This window comes from Duganella sp. GW821-FHT07G03 (assembly GCF_059418605.1).
The window spans coordinates 131,546-148,917 of sequence record NZ_JBWKQE010000017.1 but is presented as its reverse complement, the minus strand read 5'-3'; the positions used below and the strand labels follow the sequence as shown (position 1 = coordinate 148,917).

The 17,372-nt window shown below is 65.4% G+C and carries 15 protein-coding genes and 2 pseudogenes; 4 read left to right on the top strand and 13 right to left on the bottom strand.

Annotation, left to right across the window (positions count from 1 at the left end):
- Together AC07OK_RS20935 and AC07OK_RS20930 are read right to left on the bottom strand one after the other, a co-directional pair.
- Positions 1 to 598 (bottom strand): annotated as a pseudogene (locus AC07OK_RS20935) (hypothetical protein); the annotation flags it as partial.
- Between the two features lie 249 nt (positions 599 to 847).
- Positions 848 to 2,221, bottom strand: coding sequence for a sigma-54 dependent transcriptional regulator (locus AC07OK_RS20930; protein ID WP_494692094.1), 1,374 nt, complete (start codon positions 2,219 to 2,221; stop codon positions 848 to 850).
- Positions 2,222 to 2,393: 172 nt separating this feature from the next.
- Between AC07OK_RS20930 and AC07OK_RS20925 the strand changes: the two genes are divergently transcribed.
- Positions 2,394 to 3,014: a 1-acyl-sn-glycerol-3-phosphate acyltransferase gene (locus AC07OK_RS20925; protein ID WP_494692093.1), complete on the top strand. Its 621-nt coding sequence runs from the start codon at positions 2,394 to 2,396 to the stop codon at positions 3,012 to 3,014.
- A 9-nt stretch (positions 3,015 to 3,023) separates the two neighbouring features.
- On the opposite strand, the gene ureG is transcribed toward AC07OK_RS20925, so the two are convergent.
- Genes ureG through AC07OK_RS20890 form a run of 7 tightly spaced genes read right to left on the bottom strand, consistent with a single transcriptional unit; the run spans position 3,024 to position 8,085 of the window.
- The gene (gene ureG / locus AC07OK_RS20920; RefSeq protein WP_494692092.1) at positions 3,024 to 3,650 is read right to left on the bottom strand and encodes an urease accessory protein UreG; all 627 of its coding nucleotides are present in this window, start codon (positions 3,648 to 3,650) and stop codon (positions 3,024 to 3,026) included.
- A gap of 27 nt (positions 3,651 to 3,677) precedes the next feature.
- Positions 3,678 to 4,358, bottom strand: coding sequence for an urease accessory protein UreF (locus tag AC07OK_RS20915; protein ID WP_494692095.1), 681 nt, complete (start codon positions 4,356 to 4,358; stop codon positions 3,678 to 3,680).
- Positions 4,358 to 4,858, bottom strand: a complete 501-nt coding sequence (gene ureE, locus AC07OK_RS20910) for an urease accessory protein UreE (RefSeq protein ID WP_494692091.1) — start codon at positions 4,856 to 4,858, stop codon at positions 4,358 to 4,360. The genes AC07OK_RS20915 and ureE overlap by 1 nt, the downstream gene beginning before the upstream one ends.
- Positions 4,859 to 4,864: 6 nt before the next feature.
- Positions 4,865 to 6,565, bottom strand: a complete 1,701-nt coding sequence (ureC, locus tag AC07OK_RS20905; RefSeq protein WP_494692090.1) for an urease subunit alpha — start codon at positions 6,563 to 6,565, stop codon at positions 4,865 to 4,867.
- Position 6,566: 1 nt separating this feature from the next.
- A complete protein-coding gene (locus AC07OK_RS20900; RefSeq protein ID WP_217943353.1) occupies positions 6,567 to 6,893 on the bottom strand; it encodes an urease subunit beta in 327 nt (108 codons plus the stop codon).
- 11 nt (positions 6,894 to 6,904) lie between these two features.
- Positions 6,905 to 7,207 carry an urease subunit gamma gene (locus AC07OK_RS20895; RefSeq protein WP_117010090.1) on the bottom strand — a complete coding sequence of 101 codons (303 nt, stop codon included), beginning with the start codon at positions 7,205 to 7,207 and terminating at the stop codon, positions 6,905 to 6,907.
- A 20-nt stretch (positions 7,208 to 7,227) separates the two neighbouring features.
- A complete protein-coding gene (locus AC07OK_RS20890) occupies positions 7,228 to 8,085 on the bottom strand; it encodes an urease accessory protein UreD (protein ID WP_494692089.1) in 858 nt (285 codons plus the stop codon).
- A gap of 185 nt (positions 8,086 to 8,270) precedes the next feature.
- Here AC07OK_RS20890 and AC07OK_RS20885 point away from each other — a divergent pair, with 185 nt between their 5' ends.
- Both AC07OK_RS20885 and AC07OK_RS20880 read left to right on the top strand, forming a co-directional pair.
- The gene (locus AC07OK_RS20885) at positions 8,271 to 8,966 is read left to right on the top strand and encodes a PEP-CTERM sorting domain-containing protein (RefSeq protein ID WP_494692088.1); all 696 of its coding nucleotides are present in this window, start codon (positions 8,271 to 8,273) and stop codon (positions 8,964 to 8,966) included.
- Between the two features lie 102 nt (positions 8,967 to 9,068).
- Positions 9,069 to 9,965, top strand: coding sequence for an NAD-dependent epimerase/dehydratase family protein (locus AC07OK_RS20880; RefSeq protein WP_494692087.1), 897 nt, complete (start codon positions 9,069 to 9,071; stop codon positions 9,963 to 9,965).
- Between the two features lie 3 nt (positions 9,966 to 9,968).
- On the opposite strand, the gene AC07OK_RS20875 is transcribed toward AC07OK_RS20880, so the two are convergent.
- Positions 9,969 to 11,342, bottom strand: coding sequence for a DUF945 family protein (locus AC07OK_RS20875; RefSeq protein WP_494692086.1), 1,374 nt, complete (start codon positions 11,340 to 11,342; stop codon positions 9,969 to 9,971).
- A gap of 326 nt (positions 11,343 to 11,668) precedes the next feature.
- Here AC07OK_RS20875 and AC07OK_RS20870 point away from each other — a divergent pair, with 326 nt between their 5' ends.
- Positions 11,669 to 12,802: a reverse transcriptase family protein gene (locus AC07OK_RS20870; protein ID WP_494692085.1), complete on the top strand. Its 1,134-nt coding sequence runs from the start codon at positions 11,669 to 11,671 to the stop codon at positions 12,800 to 12,802.
- A gap of 270 nt (positions 12,803 to 13,072) precedes the next feature.
- Here the strand turns inward: AC07OK_RS20870 and AC07OK_RS20865 are convergent.
- The 3 genes and pseudogenes from AC07OK_RS20865 to AC07OK_RS20855 all read right to left on the bottom strand — a co-directional run.
- Positions 13,073 to 13,231, bottom strand: a pseudogene (locus AC07OK_RS20865) (nucleotidyltransferase family protein); the annotation flags it as partial.
- A 92-nt stretch (positions 13,232 to 13,323) separates the two neighbouring features.
- Positions 13,324 to 15,111 (bottom strand): DUF885 domain-containing protein, encoded by a 1,788-nt coding sequence (locus AC07OK_RS20860; protein WP_494692084.1) that lies wholly within the window; start codon positions 15,109 to 15,111, stop codon positions 13,324 to 13,326.
- Between the two features lie 22 nt (positions 15,112 to 15,133).
- Complete coding sequence (locus AC07OK_RS20855) at positions 15,134 to 17,338, bottom strand: two-component system response regulator (protein WP_494692083.1); 2,205 nt, start codon at positions 17,336 to 17,338, stop codon at positions 15,134 to 15,136.
- Between the last annotated feature and the right edge of the window lie 34 nt (positions 17,339 to 17,372).

Here is a 17,372-nt window from a genome sequence, read left to right as displayed (position 1 = left end):
CGCCAGCACCACCGGCGCCGCTGGTCGCGGCGCTGGCCGCGCCGCCCGCACCGCCCGCGCCGCCGCTCACGGCGCCTACCGAGGGCGCGCCATTGGTGGCGCTGCCGTTGGTGGCGTTACCGCCCAAGCCGCCAGCCGCACCATTGCCGCCCGTGCTGTTTCCGCCCAGGCCGCCAGTGCCGGTGGCCGCGCCGGCCGTGGCCGCACCGCCGGTGCCGGCGCCGCCGGCGCCGCCGGTGCTGCCGGCGCTGTTGCTGGCGTTGTTGCCGATGTCATGCACGGTGTTGTTGCTGACGGTGCCTTCCAGGTGACTGGTGGCGGTGGCCGTCGATTGGTTGTACGCGTTGGTGAGCGCGGAGGTGGCCGTGGCGCCGTTGTTGGCCGCCGCGGCGCCGATCTGGGAGGCGGTGGCGCCACCGGTACTGTTGTTATTGTTGTTCTTGTTGCTGCTGTCCTGGACCGCCGAAGCGTTGTCGTTCGCATGGGCGCCGGCGCCGGATTGCGTGGTCGCCGTCGTGGGTGGCGTGGTGGTTTGCGCATACGCTGCACTTGCGCCAAACGCCAGCGCGATGGCCGCGCTGATCAATGTTTTCTTCATAGCTGCTCCCTACCTAACAAGTTGTACGGTTGATCGAATGGGTGCCAGGGGACCGATCTCCCGGCCCTCCCCTCTTTCGCAAACTTGATGCCAGCACTGGCGCCGCGCGCGCAAACCATTGAATACACGGGACAATTCGCCGCCGCCGCCGCGCCACAGCGAGCGCTGGCGCGCACGATCCGGCGCAAGGCGTCACACCGATGTGACAACGCGACAGGTCAGCCGCGCCGACCGTCCCAGCGCCAGCCCCTATTTCGACGGCGGCGCGGCGGTGTAACAGGCATGCGACGGCGCCGCGATGCCGTGCTTGGCCAGCAGGCGATACAGCGTCATGCGCGAGACACCGAGGTCGCGCGCCGCCAGCGTGATGTTGCGGCCGGCCCGTTGCAGGCTGGCGTCGATGGCGTCGCGCTCGGCGCGGATGCGGGCGTCGTCCAGCGGCGCGGCGATGCGCGGCGCCGGTTCCGCGCTCAGGCCCAGGTCGTGCGGCAGGATCAGCCGTCCCTCGGCCATCACCATCGCCCGCCGCACGCGGTTGAGCAGCTCGCGCACATTGCCCGGCCAGTCGTAGTCGCGGATCGCCTGCGCCGCGCGCACGCTGAAGCCCTTGACGCGCGGCGCCCGCTCGCTGGAATAGGTGTGGAAAAACTGTTCGGCCAGCGGCAGCAGATCTTCGCGCCGCTCGCGCAGCGGCGGCACATCCAGCGCCAGCACGTTGAGCCGGTAGTACAGGTCTTCGCGGAAGGCGCCGCGCGCCACCGCCTGCGCCAGATTGACGTGCGAGGCCGCGATCACCCGCACATCGACCGCGATGCTGCGGGTCGAACCCAGGCGGTAGATGGTCTTCTCCTGCAGGAAGCGCAGCAGGTTGGCTTGCAGCTCCATCGGCAGGTCGCCGATCTCGTCGAGGAAAATGGAGCCGCCCTGGGCCGTCTCGATCAGCCCGCGCTTCTCGCGCGCCGCGCCGGTAAAGGCGCCGCGCTCGTAGCCGAACAGTTCGGACTGGATCAGCGAGGCCGGGATCGCGCCGCAATTGATGGGCACGAACGGACCATCGCGGCGCGGCGAATGCGCGTGCACGGCCTGCGCCGCCAACTCCTTGCCGCTGCCGCTTTCGCCCCAGATCAGCACCGGCGCGCTGGCGCCCGCCACCTTGAGGATCTGCCGCCGCAACCTGGCGATGGCGGCCGATTGCCCCGTCAGCGCAGGCTCTTGCTGGGCGGCGCTGCGCCCCGGCAGCGGACGGCGCAGCGCGGCCAGGCCGTGCGCGTGGCCCAGCGTGTGCCGCAGCCGCTGGGCATCCAGCGGCCAGGTGTGAAAGTCGCCGCAGTGGTCGTGCACCAGCTGGCGCCAGGCCGGCGATTCCAGCGCCGGCGCATGCAGCACCGCCACCCAGTGCACATCCCAATGCTCGTGCAGGAAGCCATCCATCGCGGCGCACGACTGCTCGTCATGCGCTTCCACCAGCAGCACGCCGACCAGCATGGGGCGCGTCTTCAACTGGCGGCGCGCCTCGGCCAGCGTCGCCGCACTGTATACTTCCCATCCCTCTACTGCGGCGTTGAGCGTGTCCGGTAAGACGGGACTCCCGAGTGCCAGGCAGAGTATGGTTTTTTTAGTCATCACCGTTGGACGGCAAGGAATGGAAAAAGTTCAAGCTTTCAAGTTTAGCAAACACAAGCAGCTTGCCGCGCCCCCGGCGTCCGGATAGAATGCCTGCGCGGTTTTTTTGACGAGGGATATGCCAGCCTGTCAATAGTGAAAATAAGTTAAAAACAAAGACAGGATCAAGTACATGAGCGAATTTCAACTGAAGCCGGCGGATCTGCCGAGCTGGGGCCAGCGCACGGCCTTGCGCATCCTGGGCCTGTGCGGCTGGCGCATGCTGTTTCGCCCACTGCCCGGCCCGCGCGGCATCTGCGTGATCTATCCCCATACGTCCAACTGGGATTTCATGATCGGCCTGTTCGGCAAATGGGCGCTGAACCTGCCGTTCCGCTGGCTGGCCAAGGATACGCTGTTCAAACTGCCGCTGTTGGGCAAATGGTTCCGCGCGATGGGCGGCGAGCCGGTCGAACGCGGCACGCCGAGCGGCACCATCAAGCTGCAGGCGCAGCGCATGAACGCGGCCGACTGGTACTGGGTCGGCATCACGCCGGAAGGCACGCGCGGCCATCGCCCCAACTGGAAGAGCGGCTTCTACCATCTGGCGCTGGAGGCCAAGGTGCCGCTGGTGCTGGTGTATATCGATTATCCGAACAAGACGCTGGGCCTGGTCGAGCATGTGTTCCTGACCGGCGACCAGGAGACCGACCTGGCCGCCATCCGCGCCGGCTTCGACGGCCACCAGGGCCTGTATCCCGCCAACGCGGCGCCCATCGTGCTGCAGGAACGCCGCGCCGAAACGCGCGACTGAAACCTGGCGTCAGGCCCGAGTCTGGTCGAGCAAGCCTTGCTTGCGGATGAAATCGATGACGGCGGCCACGCCGTCGCCGCTGCGCAGATTGGTGAACACGAACGGCCGCGCGCCGCGCTGCTGCTTGGCGTCGCGCGCCATCACATCGAGATCGGCGCCGACGTGCGGCGCCAGGTCGGTCTTGTTGATGATCAGCAGATCGGAACGGGTGATGCCGGGGCCGCCCTTGCGCGGGATCTTCTCGCCGCCGGCCACGTCGATCACGTAGATCGTCAGGTCCGACAGCTCCGGGCTGAAGGTGGCGGCCAGGTTGTCGCCGCCCGATTCAAGCAGGATCAGGTCAAGATTGGGGAAGTCGGCCTGCATGCGGGCGATGGCTTCGAGGTTGATCGACGCGTCTTCCCGGATCGCCGTGTGCGGACAGCCGCCGGTCTCCACGCCCATCAGGCGCTCGGCCGGCAACGCGCCGGCGCGCAGCAGGATCTCCATGTCTTCCTTGGTGTAGATGTCGTTGGTGATGACGGCCATGTCGAAATGATCGCGCATGCCTTTGCACAGCATCTCGCACAAGGCGGTCTTGCCGGAGCCGACCGGGCCGCCGATGCCGACGCGCAGGGGGTTCGAAGTTGGTGTCATTGTGGTTCTCTCTTTAAGATCGGTATATCAGGATCGGTAAAGCCGGCTGTACTGCACTTCATGCTGCATCGACAGCAGCGACAGGCCGGGCGCCCAGTTGCTCATGTCGTCGTCGGCGACGGTTTGCGCGTGGCGCGCGGCGGCTTCGAGGTCCGCGCGCAGCGACAGTAAAATGCGCTGCCCAGCCACCTGCCCCAGCGGTACGGATTTGACGCACACCAGCACCTGGTTCTCGGCCCACGCGAACAGCATCGCCAGCAGTGCGGCGTCGTGAGGAATGTCCAGCGCGGCGACCGCGCAGGCGAAGGCGGTCGGCAACGCCACTTCCGCCTGGCCCTGCAACTGCGCCAGCATCTCGGCGTCGACAAAGCCCAGTTCCGCCACCAGCTTGGTCAGCGAGTAACCCATCTGGATGGTCTCGGCGCGGAACTCGGCGCTGTCGCGCGAGGCGATGAAGCGTTCGCTCCATTCCGATACGCCCTGCCAGTCGCGCCGCGACCAGGCCTGCATCAGGCGCCAGCACACCGGCGCCTCCCACTGCGCCACCACTTCGTGCAGATGACGCAGTATCCAGGCGCGCGCGGTGTCGGCGTTGTGGACGATGCCCGTTTCCAGCGCCGCCTCCAGCCCCTGCGAATAGCTGTATGCGCCGATCGGCAGCGCCGGACTGGCGAATTGCAGGAGGTTGAGCAGCGCCGAGGCTTGCATCATGCCGGATCGCCGGGACGATGGATCTTCTGGCGCAGCGGGATCGGCGCCAGCGGACCTTCGTGGTGGTGTCCATGGCCGCCGCCATACGCGCCGGACTCCGGCTCGAAGGCGGCCTTCTCCTCCGCCACCGTCGCGCCCAGCCCGGCCAGCATCTCCTTCAGCACCGCGTCCGCGCGGATGCGCAGGTAGCCGTCGCCGACCTGCGCCTGCGTGTGGCGGTTCCCCAGATGGAAAGCGCAGCGCAGCAAGGTGTGCGCATCGGCGCAGGTAACCTTGTAGGTCGGCTCCGGCGCGGCCACCACCTTGATCACGCGCTTGTCTTCGCCGGTCAGCAGGTCGCCGTCGCGCAGCACGGTGCCGCGCACGGTGAACACGGCGACCTCCTCGCCGGTATCGAGCGTGGCCCGCAAGCGGCACTTCTCGCGCAGTTCGTAAGGCAGCACCAGCTGCGCGGCGATGATGTCGGCGCTCTGAATTTTAGTGTGCAGTGTCAGCATGATTGTTCAGAATAAGAAGTAGCGCTGCGCCATCGGCAGCGTGGCTGCGGCTTCGCAGACCAGCAACTCGCCATCGGCGCGCACTTCATAGGTTTCGGGATCGACACTCATCTTCGGCGTGGCGCCGTTGTGGACCATGTCGGACTTGCGCAGCGCGCGCATATTCTTGGCGACGATCAGCGTCTTGTTCAACTTGAGCTGGTCGCCGATGCCGGCGTCAAACGCCGCCTGCGAAACAAAGGTGAACGACTTCTTCAAGCCGCCGCCGAAAGCGCCGAACATCATCCGGTAATGCACCGGCTGCGGCGTCGGGATCGAGGCGTTCGGATCGCCCATCTGCGCGGCGGCGATCATGCCGCCCTTTAAAATCGTCTGCGGCTTGACGCCGAAGAAGGCCGGTTTCCACAGCACCAGGTCGGCGATCTTGCCCACTTCCAGCGAGCCCACCGCGTGCGCGATGCCGTGCGTGATGGCCGGGTTGATCGTGTACTTGGCGATGTAGCGCTTGACGCGGAAATTGTCGTTGCGCGAGGAATCCGGCGCCAGCGGCCCGCGCTGCACCTTCATCTTGTGCGCGGTCTGCCAGGTGCGCATCACCACCTCGCCGACCCGGCCCATGGCCTGCGAATCGGACGACATCATCGAGATCGCGCCGATGTCGTGCAGGATGTCCTCGGCCGCGATGGTCTCGCGGCGGATGCGCGATTCGGCGAAGGCCACGTCCTCGGCGATGGCGGCGTCGAGGTGATGGCACACCATCAGCATGTCCAGGTGCTCGTCCAGCGTATTGACGGTGAACGGGCGGGTGGGATTGGTCGACGACGGCAGCACGTTCGATTCGCCCACCGCCGCGATGATGTCCGGCGCATGGCCGCCGCCCGCGCCTTCGGTGTGGAAGGTGTGGATGGTGCGGTCCTTGAACGCGGCCAGCGTATCGGCCAGGTAGCCGCCTTCGTTGAGGGTATCGCTGTGGATGGCGACCTGCACGTCCATGCGGTCGGCCACGGACAGGCAGTTGTCGATCGCGGCCGGCGTGCTGCCCCAGTCCTCGTGCAGCTTCAGGCCGATGGCGCCGGCGCGCACCTGCTCTTCCAGCGGCTCCGGCAGCGACACATTGCCCTTGCCCAGGAAGCCCAGGTTCATCGGGAAGGCGTCGGCCGCGCCCAGCATCGCGTGCAGGTGCCACGGCCCCGGCGTGCAGGTGGTGGCCGAGGTGCCGGCCGAGGGCCCGGTGCCGCCGCCTATCATGGTGGTCACGCCGCTCATCAGCGCTTCCTCGATCTGCTGCGGGCAGATGAAGTGGATGTGCGTGTCGACCCCGCCGGCGGTGACGATCATGCCTTCGCCGGCGATGATCTCGGTGGCGCCGCCGATGGCCATCGTCACATTCGGCTGGATGTCCGGATTGCCGGCCTTGCCGATGGCGGCGATCATGCCGTTTTTCAGGCCGATGTCGGCCTTGACGATGCCCCAGTGGTCGACGATCACGGCGTTGGTGATCACCGTGTCCATCACGTCGGCGGCCACGCGCTGCGACTGGCCCATGCCGTCGCGGATCACTTTGCCGCCGCCAAATTTGACTTCTTCGCCGTAGGTGGCGTAATCGTGTTCGATTTCGATAAACAGTTCGGTGTCCGCCAGGCGGATGCGGTCCCCCTTGGTGGGGCCGAACATTTCCGAGTAGGCGCGGCGCGAGATTGTAGCCATGTCAGCCCTTCGGTGGATTGGGATCGAGCTTGCCCATGACTTTGCCATTGAAGCCGTAGACCTTTTGGTCGCCGCCCAGCTTCACCAGTTCCACCGTGCGCTGCTGGCCCGGTTCGAAGCGCACGGCGGTGCCAGCGGCGATATTGAGCCGCATGCCGTAGGCCTGCCAGCGCTCGAACTTGAGCACCGTGTTAACTTCAAAAAAATGGAAATGCGAGCCGACCTGCACCGGCCGGTCGCCCTGGTTGGTCACCACGACGGTCGCGGTGGCGCGGCCTTCATTGAGGCCGATCTCGCCCTCTTCGAGTATGTATTCGCCTGGGATCATGATGACCTCCTTTAGGGGATGGGGTTATGGACGGTCACCAGCTTGCTCCCATCGGGGAACGTGGCTTCGACCTGGATGTCGGGGATCATTTCGGGTATGCCTTCCATGACGTCGGCACGCGTGAGGATGCGGGTGCCGTCGGACATCAGCTGCGCCACGGTCTTGCCGTCGCGCGCACCTTCCATGATGGCGCAGGTGATCAGCGCCACCGCTTCCGGATAGTTCAGCTTCAGGCCGCGCGCGAGGCGGCGTTCCGCCACGATGCCGGCGGTGAAAATCAGCAGCTTGTCTTTTTCTCTTGGTGTCAGGTCCATGGTATTTCTCAGGTTTATCTTCAGGTTTGCCAGATGCGCGGCGTGACGGCCGCGCGCCCCAGCAGGTGCGGGCGCAAACGGCGCCAGACGGTCAGCATCAGGCGGCGCGCGGTTTCGCTGTCGTCGCCCAGGTGGCGCGCGACCAGCACACCCTTGGTTTGGGTGACGCCGAATACGTGTTCGCCGTCGCAAGCAATGTCAGCGCGGATCTCGGACAGCACGGCGGCGGGCAGCGGCTTGCCGGCCGCGATCAAGGTGGCGCAGACGGTCTTGCCGCCCAGCGCCAGCGGGCTGTCGAGGCGACCGCCCAGCATCGCGCCCTGCTCCCACCAGATCAACCGCCCCTCGCGGCGGATGCTGCTGCGCTGGGTCACGGTGCCGGTGTTGAAGGTTTCGCCGGAGCCGCGCCGCCCCATGCAGAGGATCTCGCAGCCGATGTAGGTGGCGCCGGCGGCCAGTTCGACGTGCTGCTCCAGCACCACGTTAGCGGTATCAAAAAAGATGGTTTCTTGCGGCAGCCATTCGAGTGCGGCGTCCGCGCCCACGGTCAGGCGCACGCTCTGGCGCGACACCTTGCCGTTGGCCTTGTACCACTTGGCCGCGCCGGGCGTGGTGAGGAAGGCATGCGCCTGCGCGCCGACGCCCACTTCGATGGCCAACTGGTCGCCGCCCACCACGCCGCCCGGCGGATGGACCACGATGGCGTGGCACACTTTGGCGTCTTCCGGGTACAGCGCCTTTTGCACGCGCAGCGGGCCATAGTGGCGATTGTCGAACAGCCGCGTGACGCCGCCATCGTCGGCAAAACCGAGGGCGAGGCTGGCCTGCCATGCGCTGTGGCTGGCGGCGAGTTCTCTGGATGCGGTGGTATCGGGCATGCCTGACGTAATGCAAGCGTCATGCCAGCTGAATCACAGGCTACATCCGCCGTAAAGACATTTTTCGCACCAAAGCGCGTCTTCCGCACCATGATGGTGCGCCCGGCGCCGGCGCAGTGTTTTACTTTTGCCAAGTTTGCTTGTAAAATAATCACCTTTTTTCCATTTTCGTTTAAGGACAAGCAATGCGCTTCTCGACTTTTGCAGCCGCTGCGGCGGTTGCCCTGGCACTGGCTCCGGCCGCACACGCCGCCGCCTTCGGCGCCAACCTGATCGCCAACGGCAATGCCGAATCCGGCAACACCTTGGGCTGGAACACCTCGTCGGCATTCACCGTCGTGCAATACGGCGCCAGCGGCGGCTTCCCCTTCCCTGCCGATCCGGGTCCGTCCGACCGCGGCACCTACTTCTTCGCCGGCGGCGACAGCAACGCGCTGTCGACTGCGACCCAGACCATCGACCTGACGTCGTTGAGCGCCGCGATTAACACCGGCGCCTCCCGCTACGACCTGTCGGCCTGGCTGGGCGGCTATGCATCGCAGAACGACAACGCCAAGCTGACCGCCACCTTCTTCGGCAGCGGCGGCGCGGAGCTGTCCAGCGCCAGCATCGGTCCTGTCTCCAATACCGAGCGCGCCAACCAGACCGGCCTGCTGCTGCGCGACGCGCAAGGCTACATCCCGGTCGGCGCGCTCAACGTCGGCATCACGCTGACCATGACCCGCAAAGCCGGCGCCTACAACGACGGCTACGCCGACAACCTGTCCTTCGCCGTGGCCGCCGCACCAGTGCCGGAAGCGGATGCCTACGCCATGCTGCTGGGTGGCCTGGCCTTGCTGGGCGTGGTCGCCAAGCGCAAACAGCGCAAGGCTCAAGCCTGATCATTGCGCCGTAATCAAGGGAGCTTTGCGCCGCGCGGCCTGTTTGCGCGCTGTGCTCGTCCCCATACTGCTAGCTCCCCTATTTGATTAAGTGAGCACAGTATGAAAGTATTCGTCACCGGCGCAGCAGGATACATCGGCGGTTCCATCGCGGCAGGCCTGGTACGCGCGGGCCATCAGGTAACAGGCCTGGTGCGCAAGCCGGAACAGCTGGAGGAACTGGCCAAGATCGGCGTGACCGGCGTGGTCGGAACCCTCGACGACCGCGATCTGCTGATCACCCAGGCGCAGGCGGCCGACGCCGTCATCAACGCCGCCAGCAGCGACAACCGCGCCGCCGTCGTAGCCTTTATCGACGCGCTGGCCGGCTCCGGCAAAGTATTCCTGCACACCAGCGGTTCCAGCATCGTCGGCGACGCCTCCGGCGGCGAAGGCACGGACCGCATCTACTTCGAAGACCAACTCCCCGCCCCCACCGCCGACAAGGCCGCGCGCGTCGCCATCGACGATCTGGTGCTGGCCGCCGCCGGCAAAGGCGTGCGTTCGGCGGTGCTGTGCAATACGCTGATCTACGGCCACGGCGCGCTGCCGCGCGACAGCGTGCAGCTGCCACGCCTGCTCAAGCAGGCCCGCAAGAGCGGCATCGTGCGCCATGTGGGACGCGGTCTGAATATCTGGTCCAACGTCCACATCGACGACGTGGTCGACCTGTATCTGCTGGCCTTGGAGAAGACCGAGGCGGGCGCGTTCTACTTCGTCGAGAGCGGCGAAGCGTCGTTCCGCGACATGAGCGCAGCCATCGCGCGCGCGCTGAACCTGGGCGCGCCGCAGGACTGGCCGCTGGAGCAGGCCAAGGAAGAATGGGGCTACGAAATGGCCTCGTACGGCCTGGGCTCCAACAGCCGCGTGCGCGGCCAACGGGCGCGCACGCAACTGGGCTGGCAGCCGCATCGCCCGCCAGTGCTGGACTGGATCGCGGGCGACATGCTGCGCGCTTAAGCCTTACTGCTGGACCGGGGCTGGTGCGGGGCTAGCCGCAGGCAGCAGCTGCGCGCGCTGATAGAACTGCACCAGATCACCATCCGGCAAGCCTGGCAGCGGCACCGCCTTGCCGTTGAAGGTCAGCTTGCCGCCCTTGATCTCGATGGTCGAACGCAGTTCGCCCTTCTCCATCACGGCAAAGCCCTCGTTCACCAGTTTGCCGATGACCAGGCCGGCGATGTTCTTGGCGCCCACATCGATTTGTCCGGCGACGTCGGGCGCCGCAGGGTCCACCTGCTTGGCCGCCACCATGCGCGACACGTCGTTCACCATGGCGACAGGCAGGCGCACCTCGAAACGGGCGATCAGCTTCTTGAGCAGTGCTATCGGCGCGCTGAAATCGGCGTCCACCACTTTGTCGAAATCGACGCGGCCCTTGATCGAGGCCGTGTTGCCATGATAGCTGGCGCTGATATCGTCGATCACTACCCTGGCGCCGGCCGCCAGTACGTTCTTGCCGAACGCCTTCATGGTCGTCAACACCACCTCGGCCTGGGCGTCCGGCGCCAGACCGCTGCCCTGCGCATGCCGCAAATCGCGATCCAGATCGGCCATCGCTTGTGCGGGCATGTTCACCATGCGCACGCCGAGGTTGACGCGCTCGACGCGGTCATCGCCAAAAATGATAGTCTTGATCGATACGCCGGAAGACATGTCGACCAGCTTGCCGCGCAGCGTGGTGCTGGCGCCGGTGGCGAAACCTTCGACCCGGAACAGTTCCTTGGCTCCCACCGTGCCAGGCGTGACGGAGCGCATCACCAGGGAGCCGTTCTTGATTCCGCCCGCGCCGTACCAAAGGCCGTTCTTCGCGCGCGTGTGCTTGAAGTCCATGCTGGTTTTTTCAATCGTGCAGCTGACCGTGGTGCCGACGATGGACAACAAAGGCCAGGTCCCGCTGGTATCGACCACGGTGCCGCCTTTGCTGACAACACTCTTGACGTCAAGGTCGGCCCACGAAAACGCCGTGGCGTTTTCATCGAGGTAGCCGTGCGCCTTCAATTTCGCCGCATAGGCGACTTGGCCCTTCGGGCCGTTGATGCGCTGGACCGGGAACGGCCGTTCGGTGCCGAAGATGTCTTTCAGCTTGAGCCGCATCGCAGGCGAGAATTCAAACTTCGAATAGATCTCCAACTGCTTCGCCATGTCGTGCTGCCGGCCCATCGCTTCGGTCAACTCGCCGGCTGCTTCAGCGATGGTCGTGATGAAGGAGGATTTGACCGGCGCGGCCGGCGCTGGCGATACGGCCTGGGAAGGCGGCGCCTGCTCGACGGCGTGGATGGACGTATGCGCCAGCAAGACGCCGGCGATGGCTACTGCGAGTATCGATTTTTTCAACGTGCTGCCTGAGGAAGGTGGTGATTGTAGGGCCGCGATTCTACACACTCGATGTCGTGCGGAAATACACGCATTGTCACCTTCGGATTACAGATTGGTTAGCTCGCGTCTGCTGTTGATTTTTAATTAAAACTCCGCTACCGTGTGGGCGGGGCGGATCCTTCAAGCCGGCCTGTCTTTGCCGCGTGCAGGGACAGCCTCTACGGGGCTACCCCGTGGGATTTTAGATGTTCAGCACTTCGCCGCATGAGCCGCATTGCGCTACCACGCAAGATAGCTCACGCATCACGAGACTCGTTGAAGGCTCTCCGCCCCTTTCACTACGCATGGATATTGAAAAACTTACCGTGTTGGCGCTGGCCGATACGATGCTGGCATCGGACGCCAATCAGGACAGCCTGATCGCGGCATGCGGCCGTGTTTTCGATATGTCGCCGCTCTGGGCGCCCAGGATTTGCGCAGCGCTCGTCGAACGGACGGGCGACAACTTCCATTATTTTAGCCGGCACGAGATCGCCAGGATTCTCGTGCAACTGCTCGAGAACGACGACGCGCCGGACTCCATGTCACTGCCGGAAGTACGGCGCTACTGCACTGATCCGCCTATCCGCCCGCCGTTGGCTGCATGGGTCGCCGCGCTCGCGCTGCCGCAACTGCCCTCGGTCGGCGCCCTGGCAGCCTGGCTGGATGAACCGGTCGGCGCGCTCGCCTGGTTCGCCGACCAATGGCGCCTGGCGGGCGACCAGCAATCGCGCCTGCAGCACTACCACTACCGGTGGGTGCCAAAACGCAGCGGCGGTCAGCGCCTGATCGAGATTCCCAAGGCGCGCCTGCGCGTCTTGCAGCAAAAGATACTGCGCCACCTGCTCGATCGGCTGCCGCCGCACCCCGCCGCCCATGGCTTCCGGCGCGGACATTCCTGCGTCACCCACGCAGCGCTGCACGCCGGCCGGCCTGCCGTCGTCCGCATGGACCTGAAGGATTTTTTCCCGAGCATACAACTTGCGCGCATCCATGCGCTGTTCGAAAAACTGGACTACCCGCCGGCAGTGGCCGGAACGCTGGCACGCATTTGCGTGAACCGCGCACCGCAAGGCGTTTTTCAAGAAGCCGGTTCGCTCCCATGGGCCGAGCGCCAGGCCTTGAGGTCACCCCACCTGCCGCAAGGCTCCCCGTGCTCGCCCGCGCTGGCGAATCTGTGCGCCTACCGTCTCGACCTGCGACTGGAAGCGCTGGCGCAATCGCTGGGCGCGACGTACAGCCGCTACGCCGATGACCTGGCATTTTCCGGCGATCGTGATTTTGCGCGCGCCGCGGAACGCTGCCATATCCAGGTCGCCGCCATTGCGCTCGAAGAGGGCTTCCGCATCAACACCCGCAAGACGCGCCTGATGCGCGAAGGAACCCGCCAGCAGTTGACCGGCGTTGTAGTCAACGCCCCCCCCCAACATCGCGCGTGACGAATACGACAAGTTGAAAGCCATGCTGACGAACTGCGTGCGGCACGGCCCTGCGTCCCAGAACCGCGATCACCATCCCGACTTCCGCGCCCACCTGGCAGGCAGGATTTCGCACGTAAAGATGGTCAACGCGAATCGCGCAGTCAAACTGCAACGGCTTCTGGAAGCCATTGTATGGACAAGGCCCGGACCTGTCCTTATCAGCTGATCACCCGACCCGCATCAGATCCGCAATGACATCGCGGATCTGCCCATTTAACGCTGGAAGATCGTATCCGGCGTTGGATCGATAAGGAGATCCAGGTCACTGTCTTCGGTATCGCAACCTTGAAGCACAGAGCCGAACACCCGGGGATTGCTGGCGCGGTGGCCCAACACAATCCTCCGGATCGCTTCGCGGTGAGTCTGGAATGCAATAGATGGCTTCATGGGCTTAACGTGCAGTATGAATGCAGTTAGCGGAATTGTACCATCGTGAGATATTGCCCTTCCGCCAGCACATTTCCATCGCAATTATCAACCTAGTCCAGGTTCGGATACGGGCTCTTGCCGCCTTCCGCGATGAACAGGTCGATGCGCGCCTCCAGCACCGGCAGCGGCACGGAGCCCAGTTGCAGCACCGTGTCGTGGAAGGCGCGGATGTCGAACTTGGCGCCCAGCGCCGCCTCGGCCTTCTTGCGCGCGTTGATGATGCTCATCTCGCCCAGGTAGTAGGACAGCGCCTGGCCCGGCCACGAAATGTAGCGGTCCACTTCCGTCTCGATCTCGTGGTCGGACAGCGCGGTGTTGTCGTGCAGGTAGTCCTGCGCCTGCTTGCGGGTCCAGCCCTTGCTGTGGATACCCGTGTCGACCACCAGCCGCGATGCGCGCCAGGCTTGGTAGCTCAACATGCCGAACACCTCATACGGCGTTTCGTACATGCCCATCTCCACGCCCAGCCGCTCCGAGTACAGCGCCCAGCCCTCGCCATACGCCGAGATATAGGCGTTGCGGAACGGCGGGCGGCCCTTCTGCTCCATCGCCACCGGCATCTGGAAGGCGTGGCCCGGCGCCGATTCGTGCAGCGTCAGCGCCGGCATCGAGTACAGCGCGCGCGCCGGCAGGTTGTAGGTGTTGACCAGGTAGACGCCCGGACCGCCGCGGCCCGAGGTGTAGAACGGCGCCTGGTCGTCCGGCACCGGGATCACCGCGAAGCGGCGGCGCGGCAGGTAGCCAAAGTATTGGCCGACCTTGGCGTCGAACTTCTTGGCCACCCAGGCGGAGCGCATCAGCAGCTCTTCCGGCGTCTTGGCGTAGAAGCGCGAATCGGTGCGCAGGAACTGCAGGAAGGCCGGCAGGTCGCCTTCAAAGCCGGTCTGCTTGATCACGTCGTGCATCTCGGCGCGGATCTTGGCCATCTCGCTCAGGCCGATCTTGTGGATCTGGTCCGCGCTCATCGTGGTGGTGGTGAACTCGACGATCTTCGACTGGTAGTAAGCCTTACCGTCCGGCAGGCTCTCGGCCGCCAGCGCCTCGCGCGCCTTCGGCACATACTCCTCGCGCATGAACTTGAGCAGCTTGGCATACGACGGCAGCACGTAGGCCTGGATCGCCTTCACGCCTTCCGCGCGCAGCGCTTCCTGCTGCGCCGCCGGCATGGTGGCCGGCATGGTCTTGAACGGCAGGTAGAACACGGTGTCCTGCGGCGTCTTGGCGTCGGTGACGGAGGTGATCGACGCGTCGCGCCCGATCAGCGTGACCTTGGGCGGCGTGAAGCCGCGTGCCAGGCCAGCACGCATATTGTCCATCTCTTCGTTGAAGTAGCGCGGCGTCTCGGCCAGCTGCTTCAGATAGTCCTTGAACTGCTTTTCATTGGTCAGCGGCTTGCGCGCGCCGGACGCCATGTTGGACCAGAAGGCCGAATCGGCGTTGAGCGGCTTCTCGTATTCGCGGAACACCTGGCCGGCGATCAGCGCGGCGATCTGCGCCTTGTAGACCTGGTAGTTGATGCGCTCCGGCGCGGACAGCTTGTCCTGCGAAATGCCGTCCAGCTTCTTCATCACGCCCTGCCAATACGCCAGGCGCTTGGCCTGGGTGGCGGCGTCGATGCGCGGCAGCGACGCGGAGACGCCGTTGTCGTCGTCCTCTTCCTCTTCCTGTTTCTGGCTGATGCGCCACTTCCACTCCTGGGTGTAGATGGCTTTGAACTGCGCGTCGGCGGGACCGGGCTTGATGGCCGGCGCCGGATCGGCATGGGCGGCGGCGGTGACGGTGACTGCGGCTAACAGCATGCATGCGCCGGCGATGGCGGCGCTGAACTTCTTTTCCATAACACTCCAGGGGAAGGGTTGATTACATGTCCAACAAGTTACGGTGCTCGCGCAGCAGCGCGGTGAAGGCCTCGGCGCTGACGGGACGGCTGAAGAAGTAGCCCTGCATCTCGTCGCAACCGCGTTCGGTCAGGAACTGCACCTGCTCGCGGGTCTCCACGCCCTCCGCGATCACGCGCATGTTCAGGTTGTGCGCCAGCGAGATCACCGACAACGCGATGGCCGCGTCGTTGGCGTTGGTGGTCACGTCGTCAACGAAGGACTTGTCGATCTTCAGCACGTCGATCGGGAAGCGCTTCAGATAGCTCAAGCTGGAGTAGCCCGTGCCGAAGTCGTCCAGCGAGACGCTGACGCCGATGTCCTTCAGGCGGCGCAAGGCCGCCACCGCCTTGTCCGGATCGCCCATCACCGTGCCCTCGGTGATTTCCAGGCCCAGGTACGCGGGCGCGACGCCGAACTTGCGCAGCGTGCTTTCCACATACGGCACCGTGGCGTCGTTGGCGAACTGGCCGGCCGCCAGGTTGACCGACACCTTGATGTCGCCCAGCCCCTGGTCGTGCCACACCTTGATCTGCGCACAGACGCTCTCCAACACCCACTCGCCGATCGAATTCACCAGCCCGTATTCCTCGGCCAGCGGGATGAAGCGGTTCGGCGGCACCTTGCCCAGCACCGCGTTATCCCAGCGCAGCAGCGCTTCCGCGCCCAGCATGGCGCCGGTCTTCAAACACATTTGCGGCTGGTAGTGCACCTCGAATTCGTCGCGCGCGATGGCGCCGCGCAGCTGGCCCTGGATCGCCAGCTTGTCGCGGATTTCGGCGTCCATGCGCTCGGTGAAGAAGGCGTAGTTGTCGCGGCCGATCTCCTTGGCGCGGAACAGCGCCGTGTCGCCGTTGCGCACCAGCTCATCGAAGCTGTCGCCGTCGGTCAGGCTGACGGCGATGCCGATGCTGGAGGTGACGGTGATCTGCTGGCCGTCGATCATCAGCTCCTTGCGCAGGCCGCCCAGGATCTTCTGCGCCAGCGCCATCGTCGCGCCCAGCTGGGCGTCGTCCGGCACGATGATCTGGAATTCGTCGCCGCCCTGGCGGGTGACGATGTCGCCCTCGCGCACGGTCTCGGTCAGGAACTTCGACACCACCTGCAGCGCCTTGTCGCCGACGTCGTGGCCGTAGGAGTCGTTGATGCTCTTGAAGCGGTCCAGGTCCAGGCACATGACGGCCACGCAGCGGTGCTCGCGCTTGGCCGCGGCCAGCGTCTGCTCGAAGCGCTCGCGCGCCAGCAGGCGGTTCGGCAGGCCGGTCAGCGCGTCGTGGTTGGACAGGAAATCGATCAGGTGCTGCTCGGCCTTGCGCTCGGTAAGGTCCATGAACACCGCCACGTGGTTGATCACGTGGCCTTGCTCGTCCTTGACCACCGAGGCGCTCAGCAGGCCGGGATAGGTGTCGCCGTTCTTGCGGCGCGCCAGGATCTCGCCCGACCAGTGGCCGGTCTTGACGATCGACTGCGCCATCAACTCGAAGGACTTGGCGTCCGGCTCGCCGGCGTGCAGCAGCGCCACGCTCTGCCCCACCACCTCCTCCGCGCTGTAGCCGGAGATCTGGGTGAAGGCGGGATTGGTGGCGACGATGCGCGCATCGCGGTCGGTGACGACGATGGCGTCCTGGGTCGCCTCGAACACCTGGCTGGAGAGGCGCATGAATTCTTCGTTGGCGCGGCGCTGTTCGACTTCCTTTTCCAGCGACGCGGCCAGCGCCGCCAGCTCGGTGGTGCGCTCGATCACCCGCTCCTCCAGCAAGGCGCGTTCGGCCGCCAGCGCATGCTGGGCGCGGCCCAGCCGCACATGGGCGTCGGTGCGCGCCAGGATTTCCTCGGCCTGGAACGGCTTGGCGATGAAGTCGACCGCGCCCAGCGCGAAGCCGCGCACCTTGTCGTCGGTGTCATGCTGGGCCGACAGGAAGATCACCGGCACCTGGCTCAGTTCCGGCGACGCCTTCAGGCGGCGGCACACCTCGAAGCCGTCGATGCCGGGCATGCGCACGTCGAGCAGTATCAGTTCCGGCGGGCGTGACTGCGCGGTCCACAGGGCCAGCTCGCCGTTGGGCGCCTGGCGCACGTAGTAGCCGGCTTCCGTCAGCAGGTCGCTCAGCAGTTTAAGCGAGGCCGGCGTGTCCTCCACGATCAGCACTTCGCCCTTGGTGTGTTGTTCCGACAAATCCCGATGCATGTAGTGCTCTTTCGCCTGGTTTGCTGCCATATTT

Coding starts and splice junctions, on each gene's coding strand:
- AC07OK_RS20930 (WP_494692094.1), bottom strand. CDS start 2,221: ATGACTAAAAAAACCATACTCTGCCTGGCACTCGGGAGTCCCGTCTTA.
- AC07OK_RS20925 (WP_494692093.1), top strand. CDS start 2,394: ATGAGCGAATTTCAACTGAAGCCGGCGGATCTGCCGAGCTGGGGCCAG.
- ureG (WP_494692092.1), bottom strand. CDS start 3,650: ATGACACCAACTTCGAACCCCCTGCGCGTCGGCATCGGCGGCCCGGTC.
- AC07OK_RS20915 (WP_494692095.1), bottom strand. CDS start 4,358: ATGCAAGCCTCGGCGCTGCTCAACCTCCTGCAATTCGCCAGTCCGGCG.
- ureE (WP_494692091.1), bottom strand. CDS start 4,858: ATGCTGACACTGCACACTAAAATTCAGAGCGCCGACATCATCGCCGCG.
- ureC (WP_494692090.1), bottom strand. CDS start 6,565: ATGGCTACAATCTCGCGCCGCGCCTACTCGGAAATGTTCGGCCCCACC.
- AC07OK_RS20900 (WP_217943353.1), bottom strand. CDS start 6,893: ATGATCCCAGGCGAATACATACTCGAAGAGGGCGAGATCGGCCTCAAT.
- AC07OK_RS20895 (WP_117010090.1), bottom strand. CDS start 7,207: ATGGACCTGACACCAAGAGAAAAAGACAAGCTGCTGATTTTCACCGCC.
- AC07OK_RS20890 (WP_494692089.1), bottom strand. CDS start 8,085: ATGCCCGATACCACCGCATCCAGAGAACTCGCCGCCAGCCACAGCGCA.
- AC07OK_RS20885 (WP_494692088.1), top strand. CDS start 8,271: ATGCGCTTCTCGACTTTTGCAGCCGCTGCGGCGGTTGCCCTGGCACTG.
- AC07OK_RS20880 (WP_494692087.1), top strand. CDS start 9,069: ATGAAAGTATTCGTCACCGGCGCAGCAGGATACATCGGCGGTTCCATC.
- AC07OK_RS20870 (WP_494692085.1), top strand. CDS start 11,669: ATGGATATTGAAAAACTTACCGTGTTGGCGCTGGCCGATACGATGCTG.
- AC07OK_RS20860 (WP_494692084.1), bottom strand. CDS start 15,111: ATGGAAAAGAAGTTCAGCGCCGCCATCGCCGGCGCATGCATGCTGTTA.
- AC07OK_RS20855 (WP_494692083.1), bottom strand. CDS start 17,338: ATGCATCGGGATTTGTCGGAACAACACACCAAGGGCGAAGTGCTGATC.